This is a genomic window from Providencia sp. PROV073 (assembly GCF_033688125.1).
GTDB lineage: Bacteria > Pseudomonadota > Gammaproteobacteria > Enterobacterales > Enterobacteriaceae > Providencia > Providencia hangzhouensis.
The window spans coordinates 2840233-2864441 of sequence record NZ_CP096353.1 but is presented as its reverse complement, the minus strand read 5'-3'; the positions used below and the strand labels follow the sequence as shown (position 1 = coordinate 2864441).

Genomic DNA, 24209 nt, shown 5'->3' with positions numbered 1-24209 from the left:
ATACATTCATTAAAGAAATGAAACAATACACAAAATATAATGACACTTATTAAAATATTAATGAGAAGTCAATGATGTGAGAGAATGGCTATTGTGACATGTTCAGAGCGACACTGGCATATAAATTTACTTGCGAAAATAAATTAATTTTATACCTAAATTTTAGTTAGGTTTAGTATTGGGTATTTACTGAGACTGTCATTAGATAGTTTAGAAATGTATCAAATAATAGGTGATATTTACAACTATACTAGTTGCTTTTAATATAGACTACAAATAGGAAATTAAATCAGTTTTTCTTGGGCTACTTTAATTATTAAATTCGAAAAATTACTTTGATAATAAATTAATCATTAATTAATTGATTAATTATCTATTCTCAAACAAACAAATTAAACATCAACGATAACTGCTCGAAAGCTTGGTGGACCAAACGCTCGGTATAGCGCGGGAGGATAGAAATAATCAGCCCTAACATACTAATTCCAATGGTAAGCGTTAAAGGAAAACCGACCACAAACACCGATAGCTGCGGGGTCATGCGGTTTAGAATACCCAAAGCAAGGTTAAGAATGAGAAATAGTGTAATGAACGGCAGTGCTAGCATTAACCCATTAATAAATATAGTGTTAGCAAATTGAGTAAATACCCAAAAACCATCGCGATTTAATGGTGCGGTTTGAATTGGGAGCAGTTCAAATGAATTGACCACGATATAAATAAGCCACAAGTGCCCATCGAAAGCGAGAAACAATAAAAGGGTGATGACGTTAAATATACGACCTAAAATAGGCATATTGGGTCCACCTGTTGGGTCAAAAAAGGTGGCGAACGATAACCCCATTTGTAAACCAATCACTTCCCCTGCATGACGTACGGCAGCAAATGCCATTTGCATTGTGAGCCCCATCGCAACACCAATCACCATTTGCTGCACGATAACCCATAATCCCATAGCAGAGAATAGAGGAATATTCACGACAGGAAGTTGTGGGGAAACAATCAACACAACAAAAAAGGCCAGAGCGACACGAACTTTGGTAATTGCCTGTTTTTCATTAAAAAAGGGCGCTGTACCAAGCAGCGCCAAAAGGCGTATGAAAGGGTAAAAACCTTGGCTTAGCCACAGCGTGAGTGTTTCACTGGTAATGGTTAGCATTGTTAGCCAATAATAAACGGTAAGTTGCTAAGCAATGACCGCATATAGTCGGTAAGCAGATTCAGCATCCAGGGCCCTGCAATAATAATCACAGAAATAACCGACAAAATTTTAGGGATAAAAGATAGCGTCATTTCATTCACTTGCGTGGCGGCTTGCAGTAAGCTGATAATTAAACCCGCCGCTAAAGCGGCTAATAACAAAGGGGCAGCTAGCATCAGCGCAATTTTCATCGCTTCAGTTCCCATCGCCATTACTGATTCAGGTGTCATAACTACTCCGAGTAAAATAATCCTAATTAAAAAAGCTTTGCGATAATGAGCCAAGCAATAGTTGCCAACCATCAACTAATACAAACAACATTAATTTAAATGGCAAGGAAACTGTTGCAGGTGGAACCATCATCATCCCTAATGCCATTAAGACACTGGCAACGACTAAGTCGATGATTAAAAATGGAATAAAAATAGTAAAACCAATTTGGAATGCGGTTTTTAGTTCGCTGGTAATAAAGGCTGGGACTAAAATACGTAATGGAACATCTTTCGCTTCTTGAATTTCACCTACCTTGGCTATTCTTGCGAATAGGGCTAAGTCGGATTCGCGTGTTTGCCCTAACATAAAGGTTCTTAACGGTGCTGTCCCTTTCTCTAAAGCGGTTTCGAGGCTAATTTTGTCTTCGCTAAAAGGCTGGTAGGCTTCACGATACACTTGGTCGGCAACGGGTGACATCACAAAAAAGGTCAAAAACAGTGCTAAACCCAATAAGACTTGGTTCGGTGGAGCGGAGGGCGTTCCGAGTGCGTTACGCAATAAACCTAAAACAATAATGATGCGGGTAAAACTGGTCATCATTAATAATAAGGCGGGAATAAAGCCTAATAAGGTCAAAAATAAAAGCGTTTGAACAGGTAAAGACCAAGTTTGTCCGCCATCAGCCATTGAATGGCTAATAATGGCTGGTAGTGCCGCAGAAGCGGAGTTTGGCAATAAAAACAAGAGGGTAGTAATCGTGAGTAAAGATTTTAGAGGTAACATGAGCCCTTCCGATTACTTATGCATAAGTGTAACTGAAGCCGCACATTTTGCAGCCTCTTGTTTTTTCTTTAATAAAGACTGAAAGGTGAGCGGTTCAGTTGGCAATGTCTCAGTGACTTCAGGTGCAGCCGGGTATTGGTGTAAGAGGCTGATATTTTGTGTCGTAACACCTAATACCAAACACTCATTATTCACCTCAATAACCACAACGCGTTCTTTATTACCTAATGAGCAACGGCTTTTGACTTTTACGATTTGCTCCTTGCCCATTTTTTGGGGAGCAAATCCTAATTTTTTCACCAACCAAGCACCTGCTAGTATCAATAAAATGATCCCCCCTAAAGCCCCCGATATCTGCGTTAAGCTATCATTGTGGTCAATAGCAGGAGTATTAGGTTCACCGGAGGAAACGGTTGTTGATAAAAAAGGCACAGATATCGGTGCCTGCTCAGTTTGATTGGGTATTGCCATTATCAGCGACTCACGTGGTTAATTAACGACTTAAACGGCGCATACGTTCGGAAGGCGTAATGATGTCAGTAATACGAATACCGTAATTATCTGAAACCACGACCACTTCTCCCTGCGCAATTAAATAGCCATTGATCAGAATATCCAGTGGCTCACCCGCTAAGCCATCCAGAGAAACTACAGAACCTTGGGATAAGCTCAGTAGTTTTTTAATGGTCATTTTAGTGCGACCCAATTCAACTGAAAGACGGACAGGAATGTCCATGATCATATCGATATCAGACAGTTGATTTAGCGGGTTTTGTCCATCAAAGTTGTCGAAAGCCTGTGCACCAGCTGAGGCGGATTCCGCTTTTTTTTGCTGTTCCAGCGCTTCAGCCCACAGGTCTTCACTGTCGTGATTGGTTGATGCATCAGGAGAGTTCTTCGCCTCACTCATTGGTACTTTCCTCATCTAGAGTGTTTAATACAGGATTAATCAAATGTTCTACACGCAATGCATACTGGCCATTTTGAGTACCGTATTGACTGGTTAATACGGGAACGCCATCAACATTAACGATGAGGCGGTCAGGTTTCTCAATTGGGATCACATCCCCTTTTTGCAGTTGCAGTAAGCGAGAAATTCGCATTGGAATGTCAACAAAGTTGGCAACCAACTCAAGTTCAGAACGTTTCACTTGGGTGACAAGGTTTGTGACCCAAGTTTCATTTTCTTGGTGGCCTTGTTCCATTGGTGGGTTTATTAAACGTTCACGTAATGGCTCAATCATGGCGATCGGAATACAAATACTGAATTCACCAACGGTATTGCCTATCTCCACTAAAAACGGTGTGGTAACGACAATGTCATTAGGGGAGGTGGTGATATTAGTGAATTTGACTTGGATTTCAGAACGTACATATTCCACTTCAATATCAGCGATTGGCTTCCAAGCATCGCGATAAGCCCCTAAAGCTAACTTGAGCATGCGATTGATAATGCGTTGTTCAGTATTGGTAAACTCTTTACCTTCTTGCCGTACAGGAAAGCGGCCGTCTCCACCAAATAGATTGTCGACAGCGATGTAAACTAATGCGGGCTCAAAGGTAAACAGTGCCGTGCCTCGTAAAGGCGGCATATGGATTAAGTTTAAGTTAGTCGGTACGGGTAAATTACGCGCAAACTCATGGTAAGGTTCAATTTTAATACCGCCTACCGTAATATCTGGGCTGCGACGTAACATATTGAACAAACCCATACGGAACTGGCGAGCAAAACGTTCATTAATGATTTCGAGAGACTGCATTCGCTCCCGAATAACTCGACGTTGAGTATTCGGGTCGTAAGGGCGAACATTATCTTTCCCTTGAGTCTCTGGCACAGGCGTACTGCTTGATGGTGCATCATCATTAAGCAGCGCATCAATTTCGGCCTGAGATAAAATATTATCGCTCATGAGTATTACCGCAGAATAAAAGTAGTAAATAACACATCAGAAATATCCTGATCGGTATCACCTGGGATCAGGGTAGGGGTGAGTGTTTGCTTGATATCTTTCATTAACTGCAACTTACCTTCATGCGTCTCAATATTTTTTGCTTTTTGCTCTGAAAGTAGCAGTAACAAACGGCTACGCACTTCAGGGAGGTATTCATGAAGTTGTTTGCGCGATTTTTCGTTCGCAAGTCGCAAAGTCACATGGATATAAAGCACACGATCAGGTGCATCGGCTGCACCAGCCAAATTGACGGTAAATGGCTCTAACTCCATAAAAATGGGTTGTGGCATGTTCGGGCGCTTTTCTTCCTCACTCGCCGTTTGCGTGCCTTGTTGTGTCGTCCACCAGGTATAACCCCCAAACCCTGCGCCAGCAAGGGCAAGAAGGGCAAATAGAATAAGCAACCCTTTGTTGGAACTTTTTGATTTTTTGCTCGACGACATTTAGCTGAATTCCTGTTTCTTGGATGCTAAACCCAAATGGGTTTTTACGTTATGATCTCTAGCATTATGGCTTGGTTGCCAAGAGTTAAAGGAGTGAAAAACGAAACAAAAAGGCGGTAACTCGGCGCTTTAGCTAGGAAATTACCGCGATTCGTTTGTTTTTTATGCAAAAGTGTTAATGCCACCTTGTCTTGATGCTACATTTTTAGGTGAAACAGTGGCATTTGCTTCGCTGATACCAACAGCACCAACGGATGGATGTGTCGCTTGAATTTGGCCATCGTTTTGGTGCGCATTTTGCTGAGAGCTATCGGATTGCTGGTTCAAGTTATCTTGGCCAACAGAGCCTTGAGCAAGATGAATACCACTTTCTTGTAGCGCACTGCGTAGCACTGGCATCATGGATTCCATGGCTGCACGTACATGACTATGTGGAGAGACAAAATGCATTACTGCTTGGTTATCTTCGATGCGTAAATGCACATTTAGTGATCCTAACTCTTCAGGGTGCAAGCGAATTTGTGCCTGAGATATTCCTTGGCGAGAGAAAAATAACATATGTTGGCTTAATTGCTGCTGCCACGCTTCGCTACCTAATTGGCTGGCTAAATGCATGGTTGGAGCAGCCGTTGGCGCATTTATGGTTGCCGCTTGGGCTGTTGATGTCGTTGGCATCATGCTAACTGGCGCGGTCGTTGTATGCTGTGAGGATGTGGTGGTAAAAGCACCAGTCTCAGTTTGTAGTGTAAATGCGCCTTTCGCGGTTTGGTTCAGGGCTTCACTTGAAACATTTTGTAGGTTTAATACTGGGTCTTTATCACTCACTTTTTTATTCAATGGCATGAAATCAGCAGTTAAATTTTTACTGCGTATATCTCGTGGGTTATCAAGGGGAAAAAGAGGCTGGTCACGACGTTCTTCTTTTTCATTCTTAATAAATACCCCAAGTTCTGGGCCATCTTCTTCGCCTGCGATTTGTTGCTGTGAACCTTCCAGATGTTTGCCATCATCTTCATTAATGATGCCATCTGCATTATCCGTTAGGTGCTGCATTTTTTGGGTAAATGCGCCTAAAACCGAGTGTGCTTCTGTTTTAATAGTTGTATTTGCCGTTGCTTGTACTTGGCCAGTTAATGACTGTTTTAAGCTCTCTAGCCACACTTGCTCGTTAGCATCTTTGCCTGTTAATAACTCAGTGTTAAGTGCAGTTTGCACGCTATCAGCACGCAAGTTACGGCTAAAGTTCAGTTGCTCAATGGCATTTTCAGCCGTTTTTTGCCCAACCTTGGTTTGTTCAATCGTTTCTTTACTCGCTATTGCCAGTTTGTTATCAACAATGCCTTTGTTAAGTGCTTCTTCATTGATCGGTTGATTAGTGACATTTTGTTTTTCAATCGGTTGCTGGTTATCAAGCATGGCTTGAAAGGGGAGTACAGGGGCTTGATTTTCATCAGCGCGCGATTCATTTTGTTGTATATTGCCATTTTTAGTCGATGATGCGGTTGGCACATTCAGGGCGTTGATGTCCATTTATTGAGGTCTCCGTAAAGTCGCTCGTTGAGCAAATTCATCCATTTGCTTTTGTTCTAAGCGGTTTTGACGTTGGTATTCAGTATGTTCAGCACGTTGAATTAACGTATCGAACGCGTTGACACGCTGTTGTTTTTCTTGCCAATGGCGGTTAGCTTCGTTAACGCGTTGCTCCCATAAATTCAGTTGTTGCTGCTGTTGCTCAATGGTCAGTTCCAATGTGACCAAAAATTGCTGATAATTCTGCCACTTATCCGATTCCATACCCGTATGCAAGGTTTGGTTGAGTTTTTGACGATATTCGGATTGGTAGTTTTCCAACATATTTAGTTGCTGCGCCATTTGGGTGTGGGTTTGGCGCACTTGAGCTAACACTTTTGCTGCTTCTTCCGAGGCTTCAACAGCTAAGGTGAGTAATGTTGTTAAGGCATTATTTTTGGCCATTTATCCCCTCGTTATTCGTTGGGAACCACTTGTGTCAACTGTTCGCATGCGGTTTGATAATCACATCGCTCATCAATATCTTGCTGCAAAAACTTCGACATACGTGGGTAATATTGGATAGCCGTATCCAACATAGGATCACTGCCCATTGCATAAGCACCGACGTTAATTAAATCTCGGTTGCGTTGGTAACTAGACGTTAACTGCTTGAAACGTTGAATTTTTCGGTAATGTTCTTTAGGAATGAGCTCGGTCATGGCACGGCTGATAGATGCCTCGATATCTATTGCAGGGTAGTGCCCTGACTCTGCCAGTGAACGTGAAAGTACAATATGGCCATCCAAAATGGCGCGAGCCGAGTCAGCAATTGGGTCTTGTTGGTCATCCCCTTCCGTTAAAACGGTATAGAAAGCGGTAATTGACCCACCATTTTTCCCATTCCCTGCACGCTCAACTAATGCTGGTAATTTGGCAAATACAGAAGGTGGATAGCCTTTCGTTGCTGGTGGTTCACCCACGGCTAACGCAATTTCCCGTTGTGCCATGCTGTAGCGAGTGAGTGAATCCATAATCAACAGCACACTTAAACCTTTATCGCGAAAATACTCAGCGATACGAGTGGCATAAGAGGCGCCTTGCATGCGCAATAGAGGAGACACATCGGCTGGCGCTGCAACGACAACGGCACGTTTTAAGCCATCAGCCCCTAAGATATTTTCAATGAAATCTTTGACTTCACGACCACGTTCACCAATCAACCCGACTACGATAATATCGGCTTGTGTAAAGCGTGCCATCATGCCAAGTAATACGCTTTTACCCACACCAGAGCCAGCAAATAGCCCCATACGTTGGCCGCGACCGACGGTTAATAATGCATTGATTGCACGAACACCGACATCCAATACATTACTAATAGGCGTTCGTTCTAATGGGTTAATTGGTGGGGTAATTAATGGCGCGCGTGTTTTTACCTCTAAGGGGCCTTTTCCATCTAATGGATTACCTTGGGCATCAAGTACTCTGCCTAATAATTCATTACCAATAGGGAGTAAGCGGCTAGTTTGCCCGTCATCACCGGTTGATTGTGCATAAACACGGGCACCCGGGGCGATCCCCTCGAGGTCGGCTAATGGCATCAATAACATTCTTGGGCCGTTAAAGCCGACGACTTCACACACCACTTCATCTGAGCCACCATTAATTGAGCGTTCAATAAAGCAGGTTGCCCCCAAAGGCATTTTAATGCCTTCGGCTTCCATCACTAAGCCAGTGATTTTTGTGAGGCGGCCATAACGACGCACCATCGGGATCCCTTTCATCCGCGATTCTAAATCGTCCAACGAAGCAATCCAGCGTCCCAATCGTGCCGTCATGAAAAGCTCTCCGGTGCATATAAACGACACAATTCTTGCCAACGTGTCGCCACAGTCATATCAATTTCACCGTCTTCAGCGACGACTCGGCAGCCACCGATATGCAGTTTAGGATCAGCGACTAAGCGCCAGCCGTTCAAGTTGAGTAGGGAACCGAGGTGCTGTTCAATCAATTCAAAATGATTTGGGTTGATGTGTAGTTCAGGCTGCCCAGTAAAAATCGGTTTTTGTTGGAGTAACTGGCTGATTTCCTCCAACAATGCGGTGCCATCACAAACGGTGGATTGTCCTAAAACTTGCTTAGCCGCAGTCAACGCTATCTGCAACAGTTTAGTGGTCACCACCGTATCAAAGGTATCGAGAGAATAATTGAATTCAGACAGCAGTTTTTGCCATGTTTCAATCACAGGTTGTTGCAAAGCAAGTGCCTGCTCACGCCCTTGTTCTTCTCCAGCTCGTAAGCCTTGCTCAAAACCAGCTTGGTAACCTTCTTGCTGGCCTTTTTCATGCCCTTGTTGGTAACCCGTCCGCTGTGCATCTTCCTTGATGTTATCGAGCAAATTAATTTGCTCTAACACTTCTTTTGGTTCAAGGCACGGGACTTTTGGCGCGTCAGGCTCAGGAACATCACTTAATGCAGGAATGCCTGAGTTGAGATCCCATTGATTAAGCTCACGAAGCTGCCAAGGCTGCCATTGGTCATTTGGAATTGTTGACTTAGACATAGACGTCGTCTCCACCACCTATAGCGATTTCGCCTTTTTCGACTAAACGACGAACGATAAGCAAAATAGCTTTTTGTTCGTTTTCCACTTGAGACATACGCACAGGAGAACGTGATTCCAAATCGTCGCGCACGATTTCTGCAGCGCGAGCGGCCATATTGTTGAGGAAGTGGTCGCGTAGTGCTTGGTTGCTGCCTTTGAGGGCAATAACCAGCGAGTCTGTCGAAACATCCTGCAAAATACGTTGAATGCTGCGGTTGTCCACCTCGATAAGGTTTTCGAATAGGAACATTTCGTCAATAATACGTTGAGCAAGCTCACCATCGTAATCACGCATTGCATCGATAACGCTTTCTTCTTGCTGGCTTTTCATCAGGTTGATGATTTCTGCCGCAGTTCTCACGCCACCCATTTTGCTGCGTTTGAGGTTTTGGCCATCCAGTAAGTTGTTCAATACTTCGGTCAATTCCGCCAATGCAGCAGGTTGGACACCACCAAAGGTGGCGATACGTAGCATAATATCGTTGCGTTGGCGCTCTTCGAATAATTCGAGGACATCCGCTGCAAGATTGCGTTTTAAGTGAACCAAAATAGTCGCGATAATTTGCGGATGTTCATCACGGATAATATCGGCAACGGTTTGGGGTTCCATATAGTTGAGGCTTTCGATCCCTGACGTGGTTTCTTGTTTTTCAAAGATGTCCTCAAGTAAGCTTGCGGCGCGTTCTTCGCCAAGTGCTTTCACCAATACAGAACGCAGATAGTCATTCGTGTTGATATTGAGAGCCGCGAATTGAATCGCTGACTCTTCAAATTCAGTTAATACTTCTGCCAATTCATTATTTGAGATTTGGCGCATGTTTGACACTGCCATACTCAATTGCTGAACTTCTTTAGGATTCAGGTGCTTAAATACTTCCGCAGCCTGGTCTTCACCGAGCGTCATTAACATCACGGCACTTTTTTCTGTTCCACTTAAACTCATTGGGATTTTCCTAACCACTGACGGATAACCATTGCCACGATTTGTGGGTCTTTTTCTGCCATTTCACGGATACGTTGGCTTTGGATCTCAGCACTAACACGTTGACGAGTCAGGCGACGGCGTGTTTGCTCATCCATTTCTTCATCAATCGCTTCATCAACCACGAGCGGGGTTTTCAGTTGTGTGGCAACAAAAACCTCGGCTTCAGCTTGGGCTTGTTGTGCTTTACGGTATTTAACCCATTGAGGTTTGATACCGAAACGCCACATAAACCAAGCAATAATGGCAATAAGCAGTATTTTTCCATAATCCAGTAGCTGAGCGATAAATTGTGGGCTTTCAAGTAACGAAGGTGTTTCTTCAACCGGAGCCTCATTGGTAAACAATGAATTAGTAATGTTGAGAGAATCCCCACGTGCAGTGGAAAAGCCCATTGCTTCGCGTGTCAATGCCTCAATTTGTTGCAGCATCTCTGGTGGCAATGGCTTCATTTCTGGACCATTTTCACCATCTTGTGAATGGTAATTGACAATAACTGCGACCGAGAGCCTATCGACGACACCAATTTGCCGTTGAGTGTGACTAATTTTGCGATCTACTTCGTAATTTGTGGTTTCATCGCTTTGCGAGTTCGAGACACTATTACGGTTATTCGCCGTTTGAGCGCCATCTTTATTGTCTTTATTGGTTTCAATAGGTGCACTTGGTGCACTAACGGGTTGATTTGAAAGCGCACCTGGCACTCCACCGGTTCCGCCATTGTTATTTTGCATACTTTGGCTGTTTTGGCGGGAACGAATAGCCGCACTATCTGGCGTTTGGTTGGGCTTATATTCCTCTGAAGTTTGTTCGACTTTCGAGAAATCCATTTGCGCGGTGACTTGGGCATGAATATTGGCACGACCGACTAACGGCGACAGAATATCTTCTATGCGCTGTTTGAGATGGGACTCCATCTCTTTAGTCATTTTGATTTGTGCGCTGTTTGCCGATTGCTGGCTATTATCGTTATTGGTGAGTAAGCGACCCGCTTGGTCAACAATAATGACATTACTCGCGGTTAGGCCTGTTACGCTACTTGATACCATATGGACAATGGCGCTGATTTGCCCTTCATCAAGCATTCTTCCCGGTAGTAAACCGACCGTCACAGAAGCCGTTGGTAGCTTTTGCTCACGCACAAATAAGGTGGGTTTAGGAATTGCTAAATGCACCCGAGCACTTTGTACTGGGCTTAGGGACTCAATAGTACGAGAGAGTTCACCCTCTAATGCACGTTGGTAATTGATTTGCTCACTAAATTGGCTGATACCGAATTGTTCTTTATCTAATAATTCAAAACCAGTATTGCCACCTTTAGGTAAACCTGATTGAGCGAGCTTTAAACGTAATTCATGCACTTTATCTGCAGGAACTAAAATAGCGCTACCATTATCAGCAATTTGATATGGCACATTCATCTGAGTTAGCTGGCCAACAATATCGCCACCATCTTTAGCACTTAAATTGCTAAGAAGTACACGGTAGTCAGGGCTGCGTAGCCAGAGGAGAAGGGCGACAATAATTGAAACAGCCGCAGCCGCCGCAATCATTAACGGTATTTTAGGATCAGCTTTAATCCTTTCAACTATAGAGGCAAAACCCTTTTTGGCCTCCCCCGTGTCTTTAGATGCGGCACTCATAAATATTCCCTGCTTGGCAGACTACTAGACGGATGAAAATACTTTTGGTGAAACAATGTTATTTCCCTCTTCGTAACGTCACTTTTTCACTTTGCTATTATTTCTTGTTTTAAGGGGTTCTAATGACGGAATCAGCCTATAAAATTGGTGTTATTTATCGGCTTCAAGTTAAAAAGGGTGTGATAGGGTAAGCTAGCCAATATAGGTTAGTGAAAAATTCACATTAATTTAATAAGAAGAGAATCGAATGACAGTTCAAGCGATTGAAGGGGTTATTTCACAATTAAATGTCGTGGCAACCCAAGCCACTAACCCAATTAAACCCGTAATAGAGCCAGTTGGATTTGCTGATCACCTAGTTGCTTCCGTAAATCAAATTAATAAAACACGTAATGATTCAGCTAAGCAAGTTGAAAACTTCACGTTAGGAAAGCAAGATATTTCCTTAAATGACGTGATGGTTGATATGCAAAAAGCAAGTTTAAGTTTACAAATGGGAATTCAAGTACGTAATAAGCTAGTGGCGGCGTATCAAGAAATTATGTCTATGCCAGTATGATTTTACTATTTATTTGAATGTAATAAATTAATTGATCTTTTAGTACTCTGTTGGGAAAGTAATGGGGTAATTTTTTATTGCCAATAATAATCGGTTCGCATATTTTAATTCGATGATCAAGCATAGGAATAACAGTATGAAACGATTTATTGATAAGTGTTTTGTTATGGTTTCGTTCGTTATTGTTGGGTTATCATTTGTCTTTGCTGGTGGGCTTCCGTTTGACCCAACTGAAAAAAGTAGTCAATCATAACTGTAATGCATTACAAGATTTAAAAGCTGCGTGATGCGGCTTTTTTGTTATCTTAAATCCTACTTTATATATTGTTATTGTGAATTATCAATGGTCATTTTACCAAAGTAGTATCCAAATAATGATTTAGATAAATGATAAATATTGGTATCATGATTAAGTGTTTTTACCTAATCGCTGTATTGGAAAAATAAAAGCCATTATGAAAGTAATATCTTCGCTATTTTGTCTATTTTTAATTACGGGTTGTACATTTACGCCTTCTTTCGAGCCTGATAAACCAACATGGCCAAAGCCACATAAAGACGCCCGTTCATCCGAACAAAAAAGAGCCGATAGAGAAGCGGTACATGAGCAACAGCGAGCGGTGATGAGGGGCGAAAGGCCTGATTATGGTGTTTTTGATAGGTATTAAACCTGAAGATGTGCTTTCTTTTAGGTTCGGATAAACAGCAAACTATTTGTTTCTTGAATTGATGTGAAAATAAAATTTGCCATTTGGTTATAAGTGTGGCTTAATGTGCTCACTGGTTTGGAAGTACAGGCCTATTTATGTTAGTCAGTTTTAAGATGTTCACCATTAAGCGTTATCTCAGATACCACTTCATTGCGAATTCCTTCTAATTAATTCCCATAAGTACCACAAGAACAAACCGCAACATGCCTTATGGCAATTTTAAAAAATTAAAGGAAATTCTATGTCTAATACAATGACTGGTACAGTAAAATGGTTTAACGATGATAAAGGTTTTGGTTTTATCACTCCTGCAGACGGCAGCAAAGATGTATTTGTTCATTTTTCTGCAATTCAAAGTGATAACTTCAAATCATTAGCAGAAGGCCAACAAGTTTCATTCACCATTGAAAATGGTGCTAAAGGCCCAGCAGCAGCTAACGTTATCGCTAAATAACGATAAACGAATCGCTAAGCATTCAAAAACCTCGCTAAATGCGAGGTTTTTTCGTTTTATCGTCTGTTATCTTCAATAAATATAGAGTTAATATTATAAAAGTTGTTTGATAAAATAATTCGCACCATCACGAATTGCTTCATCTGATATTTGCATCATGCGAGAGTAATGTAAGAAAGCATGCAAAGTTCCTGGGTACATTTTATATTCACAAGATATATTGTTAGCGTCGAGTGTTCGGAATAAAGCCAAGCTATCATCTAATAGCGGGTCAAATTCTGCACTAGCAATAAAGCAAGGTGGAATATCATTGGTTAAGTCATTATTGAATAAGCAGTAATAAGGGGCTTCTCTATCACCATTTTCCCCGAGATAGGCATTATCATAATTTTCTAAGTCTTCTTTTTGTAACCCATCCCATTCCCCACCATATAGCCGCCGACTGATTGAATCCTGTAAGCCATAAAGCCCATACCACAATAAAACGGATTTAATATTGGCACTTTCTATAGTGTTATCACGCAACCAAAGTATAGAAGCAAGAGATAACATTGCACCAGCTGAGTCACCTGCAAAGCCAGTTTGTTGCATATTGATATTATGCTCTGCGGCATTTTGTTGATAATACTGGTAAACGGTGGATATTTCTTCAATGGCTTGGGGGTAACGAGCTTCAGGGGATAACGAATAATCTATTCCAATAACGGTACAGCCTGAATAACAGGCTAGTAACCGCATTATGCGGTCATGAGTTTGTAAATTACCTAAAATAAACCCGCCTCCGTGAATATAAAATAAAGTTGCTGGTGGTGACTTCAGGGGTTGAAATAGACGAGTCAAAATATTGCCATATTGAGTTGGTATTTGAATATCGTAAATATTGTGCATCATTGGCGCTTCTGCATTCCAATATTTTCTATCTTCAATATACGCTTGTCGCATTCCGTAATAGCTGGTGTCAATAGGGGAAGGGGATGGGTTTTCTGCATAAAATTGCATTACAGATTGCATTTCAGGTGAAATGTGGTCTAACACATTAATTTTATTTTTCGGGTTCATTATGCTCTCCTAGCTGGATGGCTTCCATTGTAAAAGAGAGGCATAATTAAATTGTGATCCTGTTAGCCAATATTAAAATGTTCTGTATTTCAATAGAGTAAGGTTTAGGAATTTATAGGCTCTTTAATTTATATACCAAACGGCGAAACTGTCACCGTTTGGTATATATGTCAGTTCTAGTCGAGGTAGCTAATATTTAAGGATGATGGTTGTTAGCCATCATTTAGCTGCTCTTTGTATGGCTTCGCCACCTGCTTCTATATCTTCACCAACACCTTTGGTGGTGTTGCATGCGCTTAAAGAGAATACGACAGCTAATGAACAGGCTAAAAAGCAAATTTTTTTAATCATATCTTCTTCCTTTCGTTACATTCAGTTATAGGTCTTAAGATATTCTTATTCAAGTATAGCAGAGGAATGAAAGTGTGTTTTTCAAACGATTCTGATTTTACGTTCTAGCCATGTGAATTTAATTAGTTTATTACGCTTTTATTTCGCTTTTGATTGGTTTAATAGTCTAAGTTATCAATTAACGAAAGAAAAACATATTGGTGCTTAGAAAAGGTTTTACTTTTTTATTGATAATATAAGGATGCAGAAAAATCTGAATTTCACTATATGATTATATTAAAAAGAATTAATTCGACTGATGTTTGACAAGTTGTATAAGCTTTATTAATCTAAATTGGAATTTCAAGTCCGAATTTTATCATTTTATTAACAAACTTATCATTATTATATTTGTGGGTATAAGTAAGGGTACTTAGTTTAATATTCGATTAATTACTAGTTAAATCAAAATGTTATATATTGCTGTTAGACAATTTTAATGTAATATCGAATCTGTTTGAAATTCCCTTGGTTTCATTGATTTATTTAAACCGCCATATTGGCGGTTTTTTTTAGTTTTTATCCGATAAGTACTTTTCAAATAACCAAAGCCCACTTTTTTTCATTGCAAAGCCAAATAGCACACCGATTAATAGTGATTGAATCGTTACCAACCAAGCACCTTCAGCCGCAAAAATAGCACAGGTACCCACAAACGTGCCTGGTATATAAGAAAGCCACTGTTTTTTAGCTTGCATACACATCAAAAAGGCAACAATACCCGTAACAAAGTACCCAACAAAATGAGGTAAGTGTTGCAGGTAGTCACCGCTATGCAGGATTACCAACCCCCAAACTACACCGCTACTGACGGTTAGTGCAGTAATACCTAGTCCTTTAAGCCCATCTTTGGGGTAAGCAAAATATGCGGTACAGCCTAAAAATCCGGCCCAGCCGATTAACCCTAAGCTATCTGCAACCCAAGCCCATATACCAGAGAGAATGGCGGTTGTTAAAGAAAGAGAGAATAATAATTTCACAATTTGTACTTTACGTTATGGTTATTTGTTAACAATGAGATTGGTGAATGCTTGTTAGTCCACCAGTTAGTTACAAAATCCACTCGTTACAAAAGCAATTAATTATAAAGTTAAGTTGTAACGATTCAGCTATCTTGTTATTCAAGAACCATCTAGGGAGTTTCAAGTGTTGCTAGAGGGGTAACTGACTAATAATATGATAGTTATCTGTATTGCAGTGGTACTGGGATCGTGTAAAGCAGAGCATTGTATAGACCCAAAGTAAATCTGGCAATGCACATATGATGATTTATCTGTGTTAACTCTATTTTTTTGATAATGACTAATTATATGTAAAATTATCGTTAAATAAATAACTTGAAATATAAATATTAATGTTGTTTGAGTTAATAGCTGATGACATTTTTACTTCAATTTAGCCTCCTCACCCTGTAGCATGAGGTAAATTGACTTGTGAGGTGAGCGTATGAAATGGATGATAGCTGGGGTTGCTGCGCTGCTATTAGTAGGGTGTGATACCACATCGACCGCACCATTTGGCTTAAACTGGGGGCAAAGTATTGATAGCATCAGTTTTATTAAGGCGGGGAAATGCCAAGCAAATGGCAGTAAAACAGTTTGTACTTTTGGGCAGCAAAAACCTTTTAATGATTGGAGCTATGAAAATCAACTCACTTTTGATGATGGTGCACTCATTCAAGTTGCCACTACACTTGTTGGTGTTGAAGATTATACCTCGCCAAAACCAGATTTTGCGGACTTCCAACAAAAGCTAGAAAATGAAATGAGTTATTTGGCAAAGCAAGGGCTTAGCCCGCAAGTCGCCAATGAAATTCTCTCGAAATGCCAATCTGAAACCAGTTGTAATAAGCTAAGTGAGTCATTGCTAACTCATGTCGGTATGTCTAACCTTTGGGTTACCATTAACCCAACACCAATTGCGATTGTGACTTATCACCAAGATTAATTACAACTCATAGCTAGTTAATTTAGATATTGGCCGATTAGGGCGATTAAAAATAGTACCAATATATCATTGGTACTATTGGTTAATGTTATATAAATTATTTTTAAGGCCCTATGAAAAATAGGGGCTAGATAGTTACCAACCGAAGGCGACACCCGCTCCGATAACGGCAGCATCTGAATTGTTCCAAGAAACAGAACTGCGTAAGTTGATATTTTCTTTTAGTTGATATTGAGCCCCGGCAGCGATCGCAGAACCATTTTTGTAATTACCTACGCCAACCCCGGCACTAAACCGGGTATTTGTTGCATAAGGGATATTGCTCATTGCAGCAACGGATGCGATACCAGAATTGGCTTCTTGGGCTCGTTTATCTATTTTGCTATCAAGCTGGTTGACCCCATGGTCAAATTTATTTTCTAACTTTGTGAATTTAACTTCGTTCGCTTTTTGTGTTTTGGTCGCGTCACTTTTTAGGGTTTTTATTGACGAGGTGTTTCCAATAACTTTTTTATCAAGATTCTGAATATTGGTATTTAATTGTTCGGTGACTTGGTCCGCCGCATTTACACCAATTAATGCACCTTGTACATATAATTCAACTTCTTTTAATTTTGAGTCAAACGCATGGTGCTCTATTTCTTTATCTTTTTGTATTGATGTGATTTGGTCATTAATTAAATCAGTGTTACTTTGTATTTTTTCGGCATTTTTATCTTCAAAATACAATACTTCATCTTGCAATTTGTTTAAATCATCTCGTATATCTTTCGTTTCTAATTTAATATTAAGATGCCTTATATTTAATTTTTCAATGTCACTACCGAAATTTGAGTTCATCTGGTTAATTTCGCTATCAATCTCACCGATTTTTTTATTGATAGAAATGATTCTTCTAGTATTATTATTAACACCTAGAGTATTATTACTAATCCCTTGTGCATTGATATCGCTTAATGTTTGTGCGGTCTTTGGATATGTAGTGTTGGCTACTGCAGTGTAAGACAATCCGCTGAGTAATATGGCCGCTAAATAACGAGCTAATGCTTTCTTTTCCATGTGTTAATTTCCGTATTATATTAAAAATATTATCTAAAGAAGAATGAAGTGGGGGTTTTTTTCTCAACTTATTTATAATAGGGTCATTTTTCTGGCAGGTAAAATCGATTTTTTAAATTATATTTATTCGGGATATTCGTGTTTGATTGGAATAAAGACAGTGATATTTATATTGTAAATATATATGGTTTTTTTAAATTGATTAAATTATAAGATAAGCCACTTATTATTTATTTTATATTAATTTGAAAATAATTTGAATGTGGCCCAACTGTATTTTTATGATGAAAAAACATAAAATTAAATATCCATAGGCAAATAACTGCGACTAGCCGATAAAAATAAAAACAGTTGGAAACCTACAAAGGAGCACCATTTTTCTATTTTAGATGTTTTTTTCCAAATAACGTGTTATTTTTCTGTGAAATTTTATGTACCTTGTGTGGCATAAGGGTTTAAGCTAAACAGCTTAGTGATAATTTATTGATGTTTAAAGTGAAATTTTATTTCTGATTAACAATGCCATTTTTTGCATGTTGTTGATGAAATAGAAAGACGATAATATTTTATCTGTTCGTCATACTTCACTGGCAGAGTTGTGGGGGCAGTTAGCGGCTATCGAATGCCATTACTGTCGCCTAAAATATTTTGAATTATTGATATTTGAATAAAAGTAATCGAATTTATAGGGTTTAAATTATGGCAGTAAGAGAAATTATTGAAATTCCAGATGAACGACTGCGCATTAAATGCAGCCCAGTGACAGATTTCGCTGCAGTACAAACCTTAATCGACGATTTGTTAGATACCATGTACAGCACGGATAACGGCATTGGCCTCGCTGCTACGCAAATTGCTGAAACTAAATCCATTATGGTGATTGATATTTCAGAAAACCGTGATGAGCCCATGGTATTTGTTAACCCTCAAATCGTCGAAAGTGAAGGGGAAACCAGCTACCAAGAAGGGTGCTTGTCAGTGCCGGAGATCTACGCGGATGTAGAGCGTTTCCTGCGCGTTAAAGTGAAAGCGTTCGATAGGCACGGTAAAGCGTTTGAAGTGGATAGTGACGAGTTTTTAGCAATTGTCATGCAACATGAAATTGACCACTTACACGGTAAAGTGTTTCTTGACCACTTGTCGCCGTTAAAACGCAATATGCTGTTGAAAAAACTGAAAAAGCAGCAACGTCTAAAGCAGCAACAATAGGCTGTAATCCCGAAGGGAAGAGGGTGTCAGGCTTGTTGGCCTGACACTTAAATTCATTCCATGGGGCGAACGACTAACGGGGTGTCTGGCTCATCAAATTGGCCATAGCTATTATTGAGTACCCGTTTTTGGTCTAATTGCTTAATTTCTTTGCTTAAAAAGTTTAAATGCTGTTGTAAATATTCTTTAGTAACGCGTTCATTTTCAATAATTTTATGCAATAACTGAATAAACTCTTCAGTTATTGGCTGCTGTTTTTCGAACGCTTGCGTTAACTTGGTGAGGTTTTCCACCGCAAGGACATATTCTGTCTCTCGGGAGACCAACGTCTCCCATTCCCCGGATTGCGCTAAGGCAACTAAATTTTCACTTAATACTAAGACATTACGGTATATTTCTTGTAAATCGATAGGATTTTTATTGTCCACCTGATTATCTTTCATCCACATTTGCACCGATTTGTTGCCACGCAGAGGCGATATCGGAGAGTAATTGGTAAACTTCTTGGACATAAGCCACGTTGTTTTCGAGGTTGGCACGGAGTAGCTGCATAGTCATATACTCATACAAACTTGCTAAATTTTCTGCAAGTTCGCCGCCAGCTTCATAATTTAACGACTGCTTTAACCCTGTGTCAATGATGTCGATAGCTTTTGAGATTTCTTTACCTTTTTCAGCCACCTTACCCTGATGCATAAAAATTTCCCCACGTTTTAGGGAACTTAGCGCCCCTTTAAACAGGATTTGGATCAGTTGGTATGGGGTCGCATTGGTGATTTCACTCTCCAAATCGACCTGCTGATAGGCTTGCTGTGCGTGTCGTTGATACATGTTTTTAACCTAAAAGTATTAGCCTAATAATCGGCCTAATGAATTACTGGTGCTGTTCAGTGACGTCATCATTTTATCGAGGTTTTGGAATTGACGACGGTACATGTCCATGGTGTTTTCGATTTGTTTATTGGTCTGCTCAATCCGTTTGTCTAAGCTTTTCTTTTTCTTCTGGATACCATCGGTGGCGTTGTGCAGGGTGCCTTCTTTGCTGTCCAAGGTGTCTTTCAAGTAGTTAAAGTTTTCAGTCCCAAAACCAGTTTCTTTACCGTCACCGGCAAAAAACACTTTGGCACTCGATGGGTTTTCTTTGAGCACTTTATCTAGCACTTTATTATCGATTTCTAAGGTGCCATCCAGTTTTTGTTTAATACCCATTTTAGCCAGAGTATCGACTTCCCCACTGGCTTGTGGCATACGAACTTGCGTGCGCAGGGTGCTCTGGATCATGCGTAAAGTGGAATCACCAATTAGTGGGCCATTGGTTTTATCTGGTGCGGTGCCTTTTTCCGTTGGGGTGTATTTGGTGAGCTCTTTGGCTAACGTTTGGAATTCATTATAGGCATCTACCCACGCTTTAATTTTACCTTTGGCGGGTTCAATATCTTCCGAAACGATTAAATGGTCAGCTTTACCGTCTTCACTTTCTTTTTTCAGCGTTAAGGTTAAACCAGGAAATAAGTCTTTGGCTTCATTGGTTTGTGATTCTAATTTGAAACCATCGATTTCCAATAAGGCAGTTTGTGGAGCCACTTTTTGCACCATACCACTGGTGTCGGCATTTTTTAAGGTAACCTTACCATCCGCATCAATTTCAGACTCAACATTAAGAATAGCAGCCAGTTTGTCATCGCCTTCCACATTGATACTAATACGGTTTTCACTACCTTCTTTTTTAGAGGTAACGACAAGGTGATAGATATTGTCTTTATCTTTGATGACGGATGCGGAAACGCCTTTATCAGTTTTATTGATGGCATCCGCAATTTCAATCAGTGAGGTGTGCTCGTTATCCAGTTTGATAACGATTTTATCTTTATCTTCTTTTTGTGACGGCTGTGTGATGGTAATGGTTCGCTCAGGTGCACCATTGCCCAGCAATTCTTTATTGCTATTGTTAGGTGTGCCTTTGGTGGCGATAGTTTGTGCTTTTGCTAACTGAGTGACTATCACATCATGTACACCCGCTACCGCTTTGCCGTCAGTTTTCACGTCAAAGGCTTTGTATTCGCCATTCACTTTGGTGGTGCTGATATCGCCGTATTTTTTTAAGTCCTCGGCGGCTTTTTTTAGTTTTTCTAAGGACGACTGCATTTTGCCAAAGGCGCTAATTTGCGCGTCATAACTGGCTTTTTGCGTGGTCAGTGGCTCTAAACGACGGCGCTCCATCGCTTCTAATTGGTCCATTTGCACGTTTAAATCTAAGTTTGACCCGATACCGAGTGTGGATATTCCTGCCATGTTTTCTCCTATTCTATGTCTGTGACATAAACTCTGAAATAAAATTTATTTAGAGTCTTATCGGCAAAACGGAGCAAAATTTTAGACTATTCTGAAAAAGAGTGATGGCGAGAGCTGATACTGGAAAAGTAGGTAATTATCCCTATTGAAATTAAATAATAAGAAAATTAATAAAAATAAATGGATATGTTAAAAATGAAAATGTTAAAAATAATGGCATTAAAAGCGGGCTGCAAAGGCATTTTCAACCTTACAGATAAAAATTTTCATCAAAAAGCCTAAAGGGGACTTTTTTGTAGCCGATAACCTAGTTGCTGACGAAATTCATCAAGTTAAGCATTTTGGCTTAACGCATTAATTTGAATAATAAGGATCACATCATGGCACAAGTTATCAACACTAACATTTTGTCTCTGACGACTCAGAACAACTTAAACCGTTCACAAGGCGTATTAGGTACGGCGATTGAGCGTTTATCATCTGGTTCACGTATTAACAGCGCAAAAGACGATGCAGCTGGCCAAGCGATTGCTAACCGTTTCACAGCTAACGTTAAAGGTTTAACCCAAGCAGCACGTAATGCTAACGACGGTATTTCTATCGCACAAACTGCGGAAGGTGCAGTTAACGAAATCAACGATAACTTACAACGTATTCGTGAGCTGACTGTACAGGCAAGAACGGGTTCAAACTCAGACTCTGACATTCAATCAATTAAAGATGAAGTTAAGTTGCGTATGGATGAAATTAACCGTATTTCGGAACAAACTCAATTTAATGGTGTTAAAGTATTGCAAGATACAAGCACATTAAATATTCAAGTTGGTGCTAATGATGGAGAAACAATAGGTATAAACCTGCAAAAAATCGATAGCTCGACATTAAATATTGATAAATTAGATTTAAGCGTGAAAAGCCGTCTTGGTGAACAAGTTAAAGACCTTGCTACAACAGAGGTTAAAATTGATGGTGCTCCAGCTGCAGCTGTGAAATATGACGACACGGGTTCTACTGGTAAGGTGTTTGCAGATAATAATGGTGATTTATATTATGAAGAAAGCACTGGTAAGTTTAAAAAATTATCTGAAGATAATTTCAAAGATAATGGCCAATTAGATATAGCAACGACAACAAACCTTAAATATTCTTCTCCAGTAGGAACTCCAGTGGCAGCAACGAATGCAACTGAAGTTATAGCTGAAAAGAAAGACATGAATGCTATCGAATTGGGAGCCGGTGAAGAACTCATTCAAAAAATGGATGAAAAAACAGGACAAGCTATTAAAGGTGAGTTTTATCTGAAAAAAGATGATAAATATTATGAAGTTAAACGAACTGATTTTGATTCAAGTACAGGAAAGTTAGATCCTGCTAAAGTAGATTTATCAACCGCTACTGACGTTAAAATGGGAATTTCCGATGAGCCTCTAGCTGCTATTGATGATGCTTTAAAACAAGTTGACTCATTCCGTTCTTCTTTAGGTGCTATCCAAAACCGTATGCAGTCTACTATCAATAACCTGAACAACTCTGTTAACAACCTGAGTGCAGCACGTAGCCGTATTCAAGATGCTGACTTTGCGACAGAAGTTTCTAACATGAGCCGTGGTCAGATTCTGCAACAAGCAGGTACTGCTGTGTTGGCACAAGCTAACCAAGTTCCACAAGGTGTTTTAAGTCTGTTACGTTAATTTAGACTTGTATTCCTGATTAAAGGCCAGCATTGCTGGCCTTTTCTTTGCCCGTCATACTTCGCGCCGCAGCGTTGTTGACTTCAGTCGCTCACCCGAATCACGTACCTATGTACGCTCATCGGGATAATCTCCTTCGTCGCCTAGCCGCACCACGAATTATTTAGGGCTCGCTTAAGCATTTTCAGACAAGTTCTGTATGGCTTTTAGCGCTGGTTTTGGCACAGCTGTAAATTAATATATTTGATAACAGAATAAAAATAATAATAACCAGAGGGGTGTTAACCAGAAAACCAGACTCATAAACATAGGGTAGGGAAATTCCGCCAAAGATATCCCCTGTCAAAAATGCGGTTTGTATTAAACCAAAAATATGTTCGGCATTCCCTTTGCGTGCAATCTCCATCTCAACCAAATTGATCAGCAGTGAGCAAACGGTTCTAAACATATACATGGCAATAATCGAGATGGCGAAAACAATCGGGGAGCTAAATTTTATTGACCAAAACATACCATAGAGCATCAGCATGCATAAACCAGAAAAAACGAGTAATGAGATAGGTTTATCTTTGTCAGAAAAAATAAACATAAAAAGGTTTTTGAGTACTAGCCCAGAAATAATGCCTAATGACATCACAAGGCCAACATTCGCATCTGAAAAATGCATGTTTTTTAAATACACTGGGATAATGGGTAAGATCAACGCCCAACTGGTGCCACTGAGAATAAATGCAATAAATAAAACTAAATCTGCTTTATTGAGAAAATGAAAAAATGAAGTGCCTTTTTGGGAGCCTTTTTTTACTAATGGTTTCTCAGTTTTTGGTATTTTTAATGAAGGAATGGCTACAATGGCGATTAATACCATGACCCCGCTAATCAATAAGGCGGAACGATATGGAGTTTGATCGATAATTGATAAAATCGTCACTAGCCCTCCTGCAATAAAAGCCCCAAGGCTTTGTGCAATTGTGCTTAAATTATCGGTGTGTAGCAGGACTTTATTTTGTTCCTGTTTATCAATATTAAAAATCAGTGATTTAAGTGCAATAGCGATAATACTCGCACCCATCCCTGCCATCAAACCTGACGTGACAGCGATAGCCATGCCTGTGGGATAGGCTCTAAGAACAAGGCCGCCTCCATATAGAAAAAAGCCCACCATTAACCCATGCTTAGTGCCAATTTGGGACAGTCCTTTGGCATAAAGTAGTGAGCAGGCCCCCGCAATTGCCATCATTACGTACGAAATTGAAAATAACGTTAATTGCGCCTGCTGTTCCCAGTAGATAGGCTGCAATGTTTTGGATATCCACATTGGGAAAAGATAGAAAAAATAAAAGAAATATATTTTGTATATCATTTTTCTTCTTAATTATTTAAGTTTAAATTAAAAGATAATAAATTAAAAATATCTATATGTTATTTTACTTTTTAATTAAACTAATATGCTATTACATTAGTGAATGTAAAAATACATTATATAAGTTAAATCTGTCAAATAA

General features: G+C 40.0%; 27 protein-coding genes. 6 read left to right on the top strand and 21 right to left on the bottom strand.

Annotated elements, in window-relative coordinates; all coding sequences use genetic code 11:
- Positions 1–379: 379 nt before the first annotated feature.
- From fliR to fliF, 13 genes are all read right to left on the bottom strand, one after another.
- Positions 380–1159 (bottom strand): flagellar biosynthetic protein FliR, encoded by a 780-nt coding sequence (gene fliR / locus M1F17_RS13055; protein WP_144141640.1) that lies wholly within the window; start codon positions 1157–1159, stop codon positions 380–382.
- 2 nt (positions 1160–1161) lie between these two features.
- A complete protein-coding gene (gene fliQ / locus M1F17_RS13050; protein ID WP_004255630.1) occupies positions 1162–1431 on the bottom strand; it encodes a flagellar biosynthesis protein FliQ in 270 nt (89 codons plus the stop codon).
- A gap of 22 nt (positions 1432–1453) precedes the next feature.
- The gene (gene fliP, locus M1F17_RS13045) at positions 1454–2197 is read right to left on the bottom strand and encodes a flagellar type III secretion system pore protein FliP (protein WP_094961178.1); all 744 of its coding nucleotides are present in this window, start codon (positions 2195–2197) and stop codon (positions 1454–1456) included.
- 12 nt (positions 2198–2209) lie between these two features.
- Complete coding sequence (gene fliO, locus M1F17_RS13040) at positions 2210–2668, bottom strand: flagellar biosynthetic protein FliO (RefSeq protein ID WP_172412225.1); 459 nt, start codon at positions 2666–2668, stop codon at positions 2210–2212.
- Positions 2669–2690: 22 nt separating this feature from the next.
- Positions 2691–3107 carry a flagellar motor switch protein FliN gene (fliN, locus tag M1F17_RS13035; RefSeq protein WP_004255621.1) on the bottom strand — a complete coding sequence of 139 codons (417 nt, stop codon included), beginning with the start codon at positions 3105–3107 and terminating at the stop codon, positions 2691–2693.
- Positions 3100–4107 carry a flagellar motor switch protein FliM gene (fliM, locus tag M1F17_RS13030; protein WP_094961179.1) on the bottom strand — a complete coding sequence of 336 codons (1008 nt, stop codon included), beginning with the start codon at positions 4105–4107 and terminating at the stop codon, positions 3100–3102. The genes fliN and fliM overlap by 8 nt, the downstream gene beginning before the upstream one ends.
- Before the next feature lie 5 nt (positions 4108–4112).
- Positions 4113–4592 (bottom strand): flagellar basal body-associated protein FliL, encoded by a 480-nt coding sequence (gene fliL, locus M1F17_RS13025; RefSeq protein WP_094961180.1) that lies wholly within the window; start codon positions 4590–4592, stop codon positions 4113–4115.
- A gap of 162 nt (positions 4593–4754) precedes the next feature.
- Complete coding sequence (locus tag M1F17_RS13020; RefSeq protein ID WP_206277743.1) at positions 4755–6122, bottom strand: flagellar hook-length control protein FliK; 1368 nt, start codon at positions 6120–6122, stop codon at positions 4755–4757.
- Entirely contained in the window at positions 6123–6566 is a 444-nt protein-coding gene (fliJ, locus tag M1F17_RS13015) for a flagellar export protein FliJ (RefSeq protein WP_094961182.1), read from the bottom strand.
- Positions 6567–6577: 11 nt separating this feature from the next.
- Entirely contained in the window at positions 6578–7942 is a 1365-nt protein-coding gene (gene fliI / locus M1F17_RS13010; protein WP_094961183.1) for a flagellar protein export ATPase FliI, read from the bottom strand.
- Entirely contained in the window at positions 7939–8667 is a 729-nt protein-coding gene (gene fliH, locus M1F17_RS13005) for a flagellar assembly protein FliH (RefSeq protein ID WP_165879701.1), read from the bottom strand. The genes fliI and fliH overlap by 4 nt, the downstream gene beginning before the upstream one ends.
- A complete protein-coding gene (fliG, locus tag M1F17_RS13000) occupies positions 8660–9652 on the bottom strand; it encodes a flagellar motor switch protein FliG (RefSeq protein ID WP_004255600.1) in 993 nt (330 codons plus the stop codon). Before fliG ends, fliH begins: the two co-directional genes overlap by 8 nt.
- Positions 9649–11334 (bottom strand): flagellar basal-body MS-ring/collar protein FliF, encoded by a 1686-nt coding sequence (fliF, locus tag M1F17_RS12995; RefSeq protein ID WP_198633440.1) that lies wholly within the window; start codon positions 11332–11334, stop codon positions 9649–9651. The genes fliG and fliF overlap by 4 nt, the downstream gene beginning before the upstream one ends.
- A gap of 247 nt (positions 11335–11581) precedes the next feature.
- Here fliF and fliE point away from each other — a divergent pair, with 247 nt between their 5' ends.
- The 3 genes from fliE (at position 11582) to cspA (ending at position 13057) form a co-directional block, all read left to right on the top strand.
- Positions 11582–11893: a flagellar hook-basal body complex protein FliE gene (gene fliE / locus M1F17_RS12990; protein ID WP_004255594.1), complete on the top strand. Its 312-nt coding sequence runs from the start codon at positions 11582–11584 to the stop codon at positions 11891–11893.
- Between the two features lie 455 nt (positions 11894–12348).
- Complete coding sequence (locus tag M1F17_RS12985) at positions 12349–12561, top strand: AAA family ATPase (RefSeq protein WP_071585855.1); 213 nt, start codon at positions 12349–12351, stop codon at positions 12559–12561.
- A gap of 283 nt (positions 12562–12844) precedes the next feature.
- Positions 12845–13057 (top strand): RNA chaperone/antiterminator CspA, encoded by a 213-nt coding sequence (gene cspA, locus M1F17_RS12980; protein WP_036957846.1) that lies wholly within the window; start codon positions 12845–12847, stop codon positions 13055–13057.
- A 93-nt stretch (positions 13058–13150) separates the two neighbouring features.
- Here cspA and aes read toward each other — a convergent pair whose 3' ends face one another.
- The 3 genes from aes to M1F17_RS12965 all read right to left on the bottom strand — a co-directional run bounded on the left by aes (position 13151) and on the right by M1F17_RS12965 (position 15486).
- Positions 13151–14116, bottom strand: coding sequence for an acetyl esterase (gene aes, locus M1F17_RS12975; RefSeq protein WP_004255582.1), 966 nt, complete (start codon positions 14114–14116; stop codon positions 13151–13153).
- Between the two features lie 219 nt (positions 14117–14335).
- Positions 14336–14467, bottom strand: coding sequence for an entericidin A/B family lipoprotein (locus M1F17_RS12970; protein ID WP_004255580.1), 132 nt, complete (start codon positions 14465–14467; stop codon positions 14336–14338).
- Between the two features lie 551 nt (positions 14468–15018).
- Entirely contained in the window at positions 15019–15486 is a 468-nt protein-coding gene (locus M1F17_RS12965) for a DUF1097 domain-containing protein (RefSeq protein ID WP_318837008.1), read from the bottom strand.
- A gap of 466 nt (positions 15487–15952) precedes the next feature.
- On the opposite strand from M1F17_RS12965, the gene M1F17_RS12960 reads away from it, so the two are divergent.
- A complete protein-coding gene (locus M1F17_RS12960; RefSeq protein WP_318837007.1) occupies positions 15953–16453 on the top strand; it encodes a hypothetical protein in 501 nt (166 codons plus the stop codon).
- A 135-nt stretch (positions 16454–16588) separates the two neighbouring features.
- Here the strand turns inward: M1F17_RS12960 and M1F17_RS12955 are convergent, their stop codons facing one another.
- Positions 16589–17512: a YadA C-terminal domain-containing protein gene (locus M1F17_RS12955; protein ID WP_318837006.1), complete on the bottom strand. Its 924-nt coding sequence runs from the start codon at positions 17510–17512 to the stop codon at positions 16589–16591.
- A gap of 699 nt (positions 17513–18211) precedes the next feature.
- Here M1F17_RS12955 and def point away from each other — a divergent pair.
- Complete coding sequence (gene def / locus M1F17_RS12950) at positions 18212–18721, top strand: peptide deformylase (protein WP_318837005.1); 510 nt, start codon at positions 18212–18214, stop codon at positions 18719–18721.
- Between the two features lie 53 nt (positions 18722–18774).
- Here def and fliT read toward each other — a convergent pair whose 3' ends face one another.
- Genes fliT through fliD form a run of 3 tightly spaced genes read right to left on the bottom strand, consistent with a single transcriptional unit; the run spans position 18775 to position 21013 of the window.
- Positions 18775–19164, bottom strand: a complete 390-nt coding sequence (gene fliT / locus M1F17_RS12945) for a flagellar protein FliT (RefSeq protein WP_094961189.1) — start codon at positions 19162–19164, stop codon at positions 18775–18777.
- The gene (fliS, locus tag M1F17_RS12940) at positions 19154–19552 is read right to left on the bottom strand and encodes a flagellar export chaperone FliS (RefSeq protein WP_094961190.1); all 399 of its coding nucleotides are present in this window, start codon (positions 19550–19552) and stop codon (positions 19154–19156) included. Before fliS ends, fliT begins: the two co-directional genes overlap by 11 nt.
- Before the next feature lie 18 nt (positions 19553–19570).
- Positions 19571–21013, bottom strand: coding sequence for a flagellar filament capping protein FliD (gene fliD, locus M1F17_RS12935; RefSeq protein ID WP_094961191.1), 1443 nt, complete (start codon positions 21011–21013; stop codon positions 19571–19573).
- 380 nt (positions 21014–21393) lie between these two features.
- On the opposite strand from fliD, the gene M1F17_RS12930 reads away from it, so the two are divergent.
- A complete protein-coding gene (locus M1F17_RS12930; RefSeq protein ID WP_110591531.1) occupies positions 21394–22704 on the top strand; it encodes a FliC/FljB family flagellin in 1311 nt (436 codons plus the stop codon).
- Positions 22705–22888: 184 nt separating this feature from the next.
- Here the strand turns inward: M1F17_RS12930 and M1F17_RS12925 are convergent, their stop codons facing one another.
- Complete coding sequence (locus M1F17_RS12925) at positions 22889–24067, bottom strand: MFS transporter (RefSeq protein WP_166184924.1); 1179 nt, start codon at positions 24065–24067, stop codon at positions 22889–22891.
- Positions 24068–24209: the final 142 nt, after the last annotated feature.

Excerpts from the sequence above, each read along its gene's own strand:
- fliR (WP_144141640.1), bottom strand. The coding sequence starts at position 1,159 with ATGCTAACCATTACCAGTGAAACACTCACGCTGTGGCTAAGCCAAGGT.
- M1F17_RS12925 (WP_166184924.1), bottom strand. The coding sequence starts at position 24,067 with ATGATATACAAAATATATTTCTTTTATTTTTTCTATCTTTTCCCAATG.
- fliJ (WP_094961182.1), bottom strand. The coding sequence starts at position 6,566 with ATGGCCAAAAATAATGCCTTAACAACATTACTCACCTTAGCTGTTGAA.
- fliO (WP_172412225.1), bottom strand. The coding sequence starts at position 2,668 with ATGGCAATACCCAATCAAACTGAGCAGGCACCGATATCTGTGCCTTTT.
- fliI (WP_094961183.1), bottom strand. The coding sequence starts at position 7,942 with ATGACGGCACGATTGGGACGCTGGATTGCTTCGTTGGACGATTTAGAA.
- M1F17_RS12960 (WP_318837007.1), top strand. The coding sequence starts at position 15,953 with ATGAAATGGATGATAGCTGGGGTTGCTGCGCTGCTATTAGTAGGGTGT.
- fliL (WP_094961180.1), bottom strand. The coding sequence starts at position 4,592 with ATGTCGTCGAGCAAAAAATCAAAAAGTTCCAACAAAGGGTTGCTTATT.
- M1F17_RS12955 (WP_318837006.1), bottom strand. The coding sequence starts at position 17,512 with ATGGAAAAGAAAGCATTAGCTCGTTATTTAGCGGCCATATTACTCAGC.
- M1F17_RS13020 (WP_206277743.1), bottom strand. The coding sequence starts at position 6,122 with ATGGACATCAACGCCCTGAATGTGCCAACCGCATCATCGACTAAAAAT.
- fliP (WP_094961178.1), bottom strand. The coding sequence starts at position 2,197 with ATGTTACCTCTAAAATCTTTACTCACGATTACTACCCTCTTGTTTTTA.
- fliQ (WP_004255630.1), bottom strand. The coding sequence starts at position 1,431 with ATGACACCTGAATCAGTAATGGCGATGGGAACTGAAGCGATGAAAATT.
- M1F17_RS12970 (WP_004255580.1), bottom strand. The coding sequence starts at position 14,467 with ATGATTAAAAAAATTTGCTTTTTAGCCTGTTCATTAGCTGTCGTATTC.
- cspA (WP_036957846.1), top strand. The coding sequence starts at position 12,845 with ATGTCTAATACAATGACTGGTACAGTAAAATGGTTTAACGATGATAAA.
- fliS (WP_094961190.1), bottom strand. The coding sequence starts at position 19,552 with ATGTATCAACGACACGCACAGCAAGCCTATCAGCAGGTCGATTTGGAG.
- fliM (WP_094961179.1), bottom strand. The coding sequence starts at position 4,107 with ATGAGCGATAATATTTTATCTCAGGCCGAAATTGATGCGCTGCTTAAT.
- fliN (WP_004255621.1), bottom strand. The coding sequence starts at position 3,107 with ATGAGTGAGGCGAAGAACTCTCCTGATGCATCAACCAATCACGACAGT.
- fliG (WP_004255600.1), bottom strand. The coding sequence starts at position 9,652 with ATGAGTTTAAGTGGAACAGAAAAAAGTGCCGTGATGTTAATGACGCTC.
- aes (WP_004255582.1), bottom strand. The coding sequence starts at position 14,116 with ATGAACCCGAAAAATAAAATTAATGTGTTAGACCACATTTCACCTGAA.
- fliD (WP_094961191.1), bottom strand. The coding sequence starts at position 21,013 with ATGGCAGGAATATCCACACTCGGTATCGGGTCAAACTTAGATTTAAAC.
- M1F17_RS12930 (WP_110591531.1), top strand. The coding sequence starts at position 21,394 with ATGGCACAAGTTATCAACACTAACATTTTGTCTCTGACGACTCAGAAC.
- fliT (WP_094961189.1), bottom strand. The coding sequence starts at position 19,164 with ATGAAAGATAATCAGGTGGACAATAAAAATCCTATCGATTTACAAGAA.
- fliF (WP_198633440.1), bottom strand. The coding sequence starts at position 11,334 with ATGAGTGCCGCATCTAAAGACACGGGGGAGGCCAAAAAGGGTTTTGCC.
- fliE (WP_004255594.1), top strand. The coding sequence starts at position 11,582 with ATGACAGTTCAAGCGATTGAAGGGGTTATTTCACAATTAAATGTCGTG.
- def (WP_318837005.1), top strand. The coding sequence starts at position 18,212 with ATGGCAGTAAGAGAAATTATTGAAATTCCAGATGAACGACTGCGCATT.
- fliH (WP_165879701.1), bottom strand. The coding sequence starts at position 8,667 with ATGTCTAAGTCAACAATTCCAAATGACCAATGGCAGCCTTGGCAGCTT.
- M1F17_RS12985 (WP_071585855.1), top strand. The coding sequence starts at position 12,349 with ATGAAAGTAATATCTTCGCTATTTTGTCTATTTTTAATTACGGGTTGT.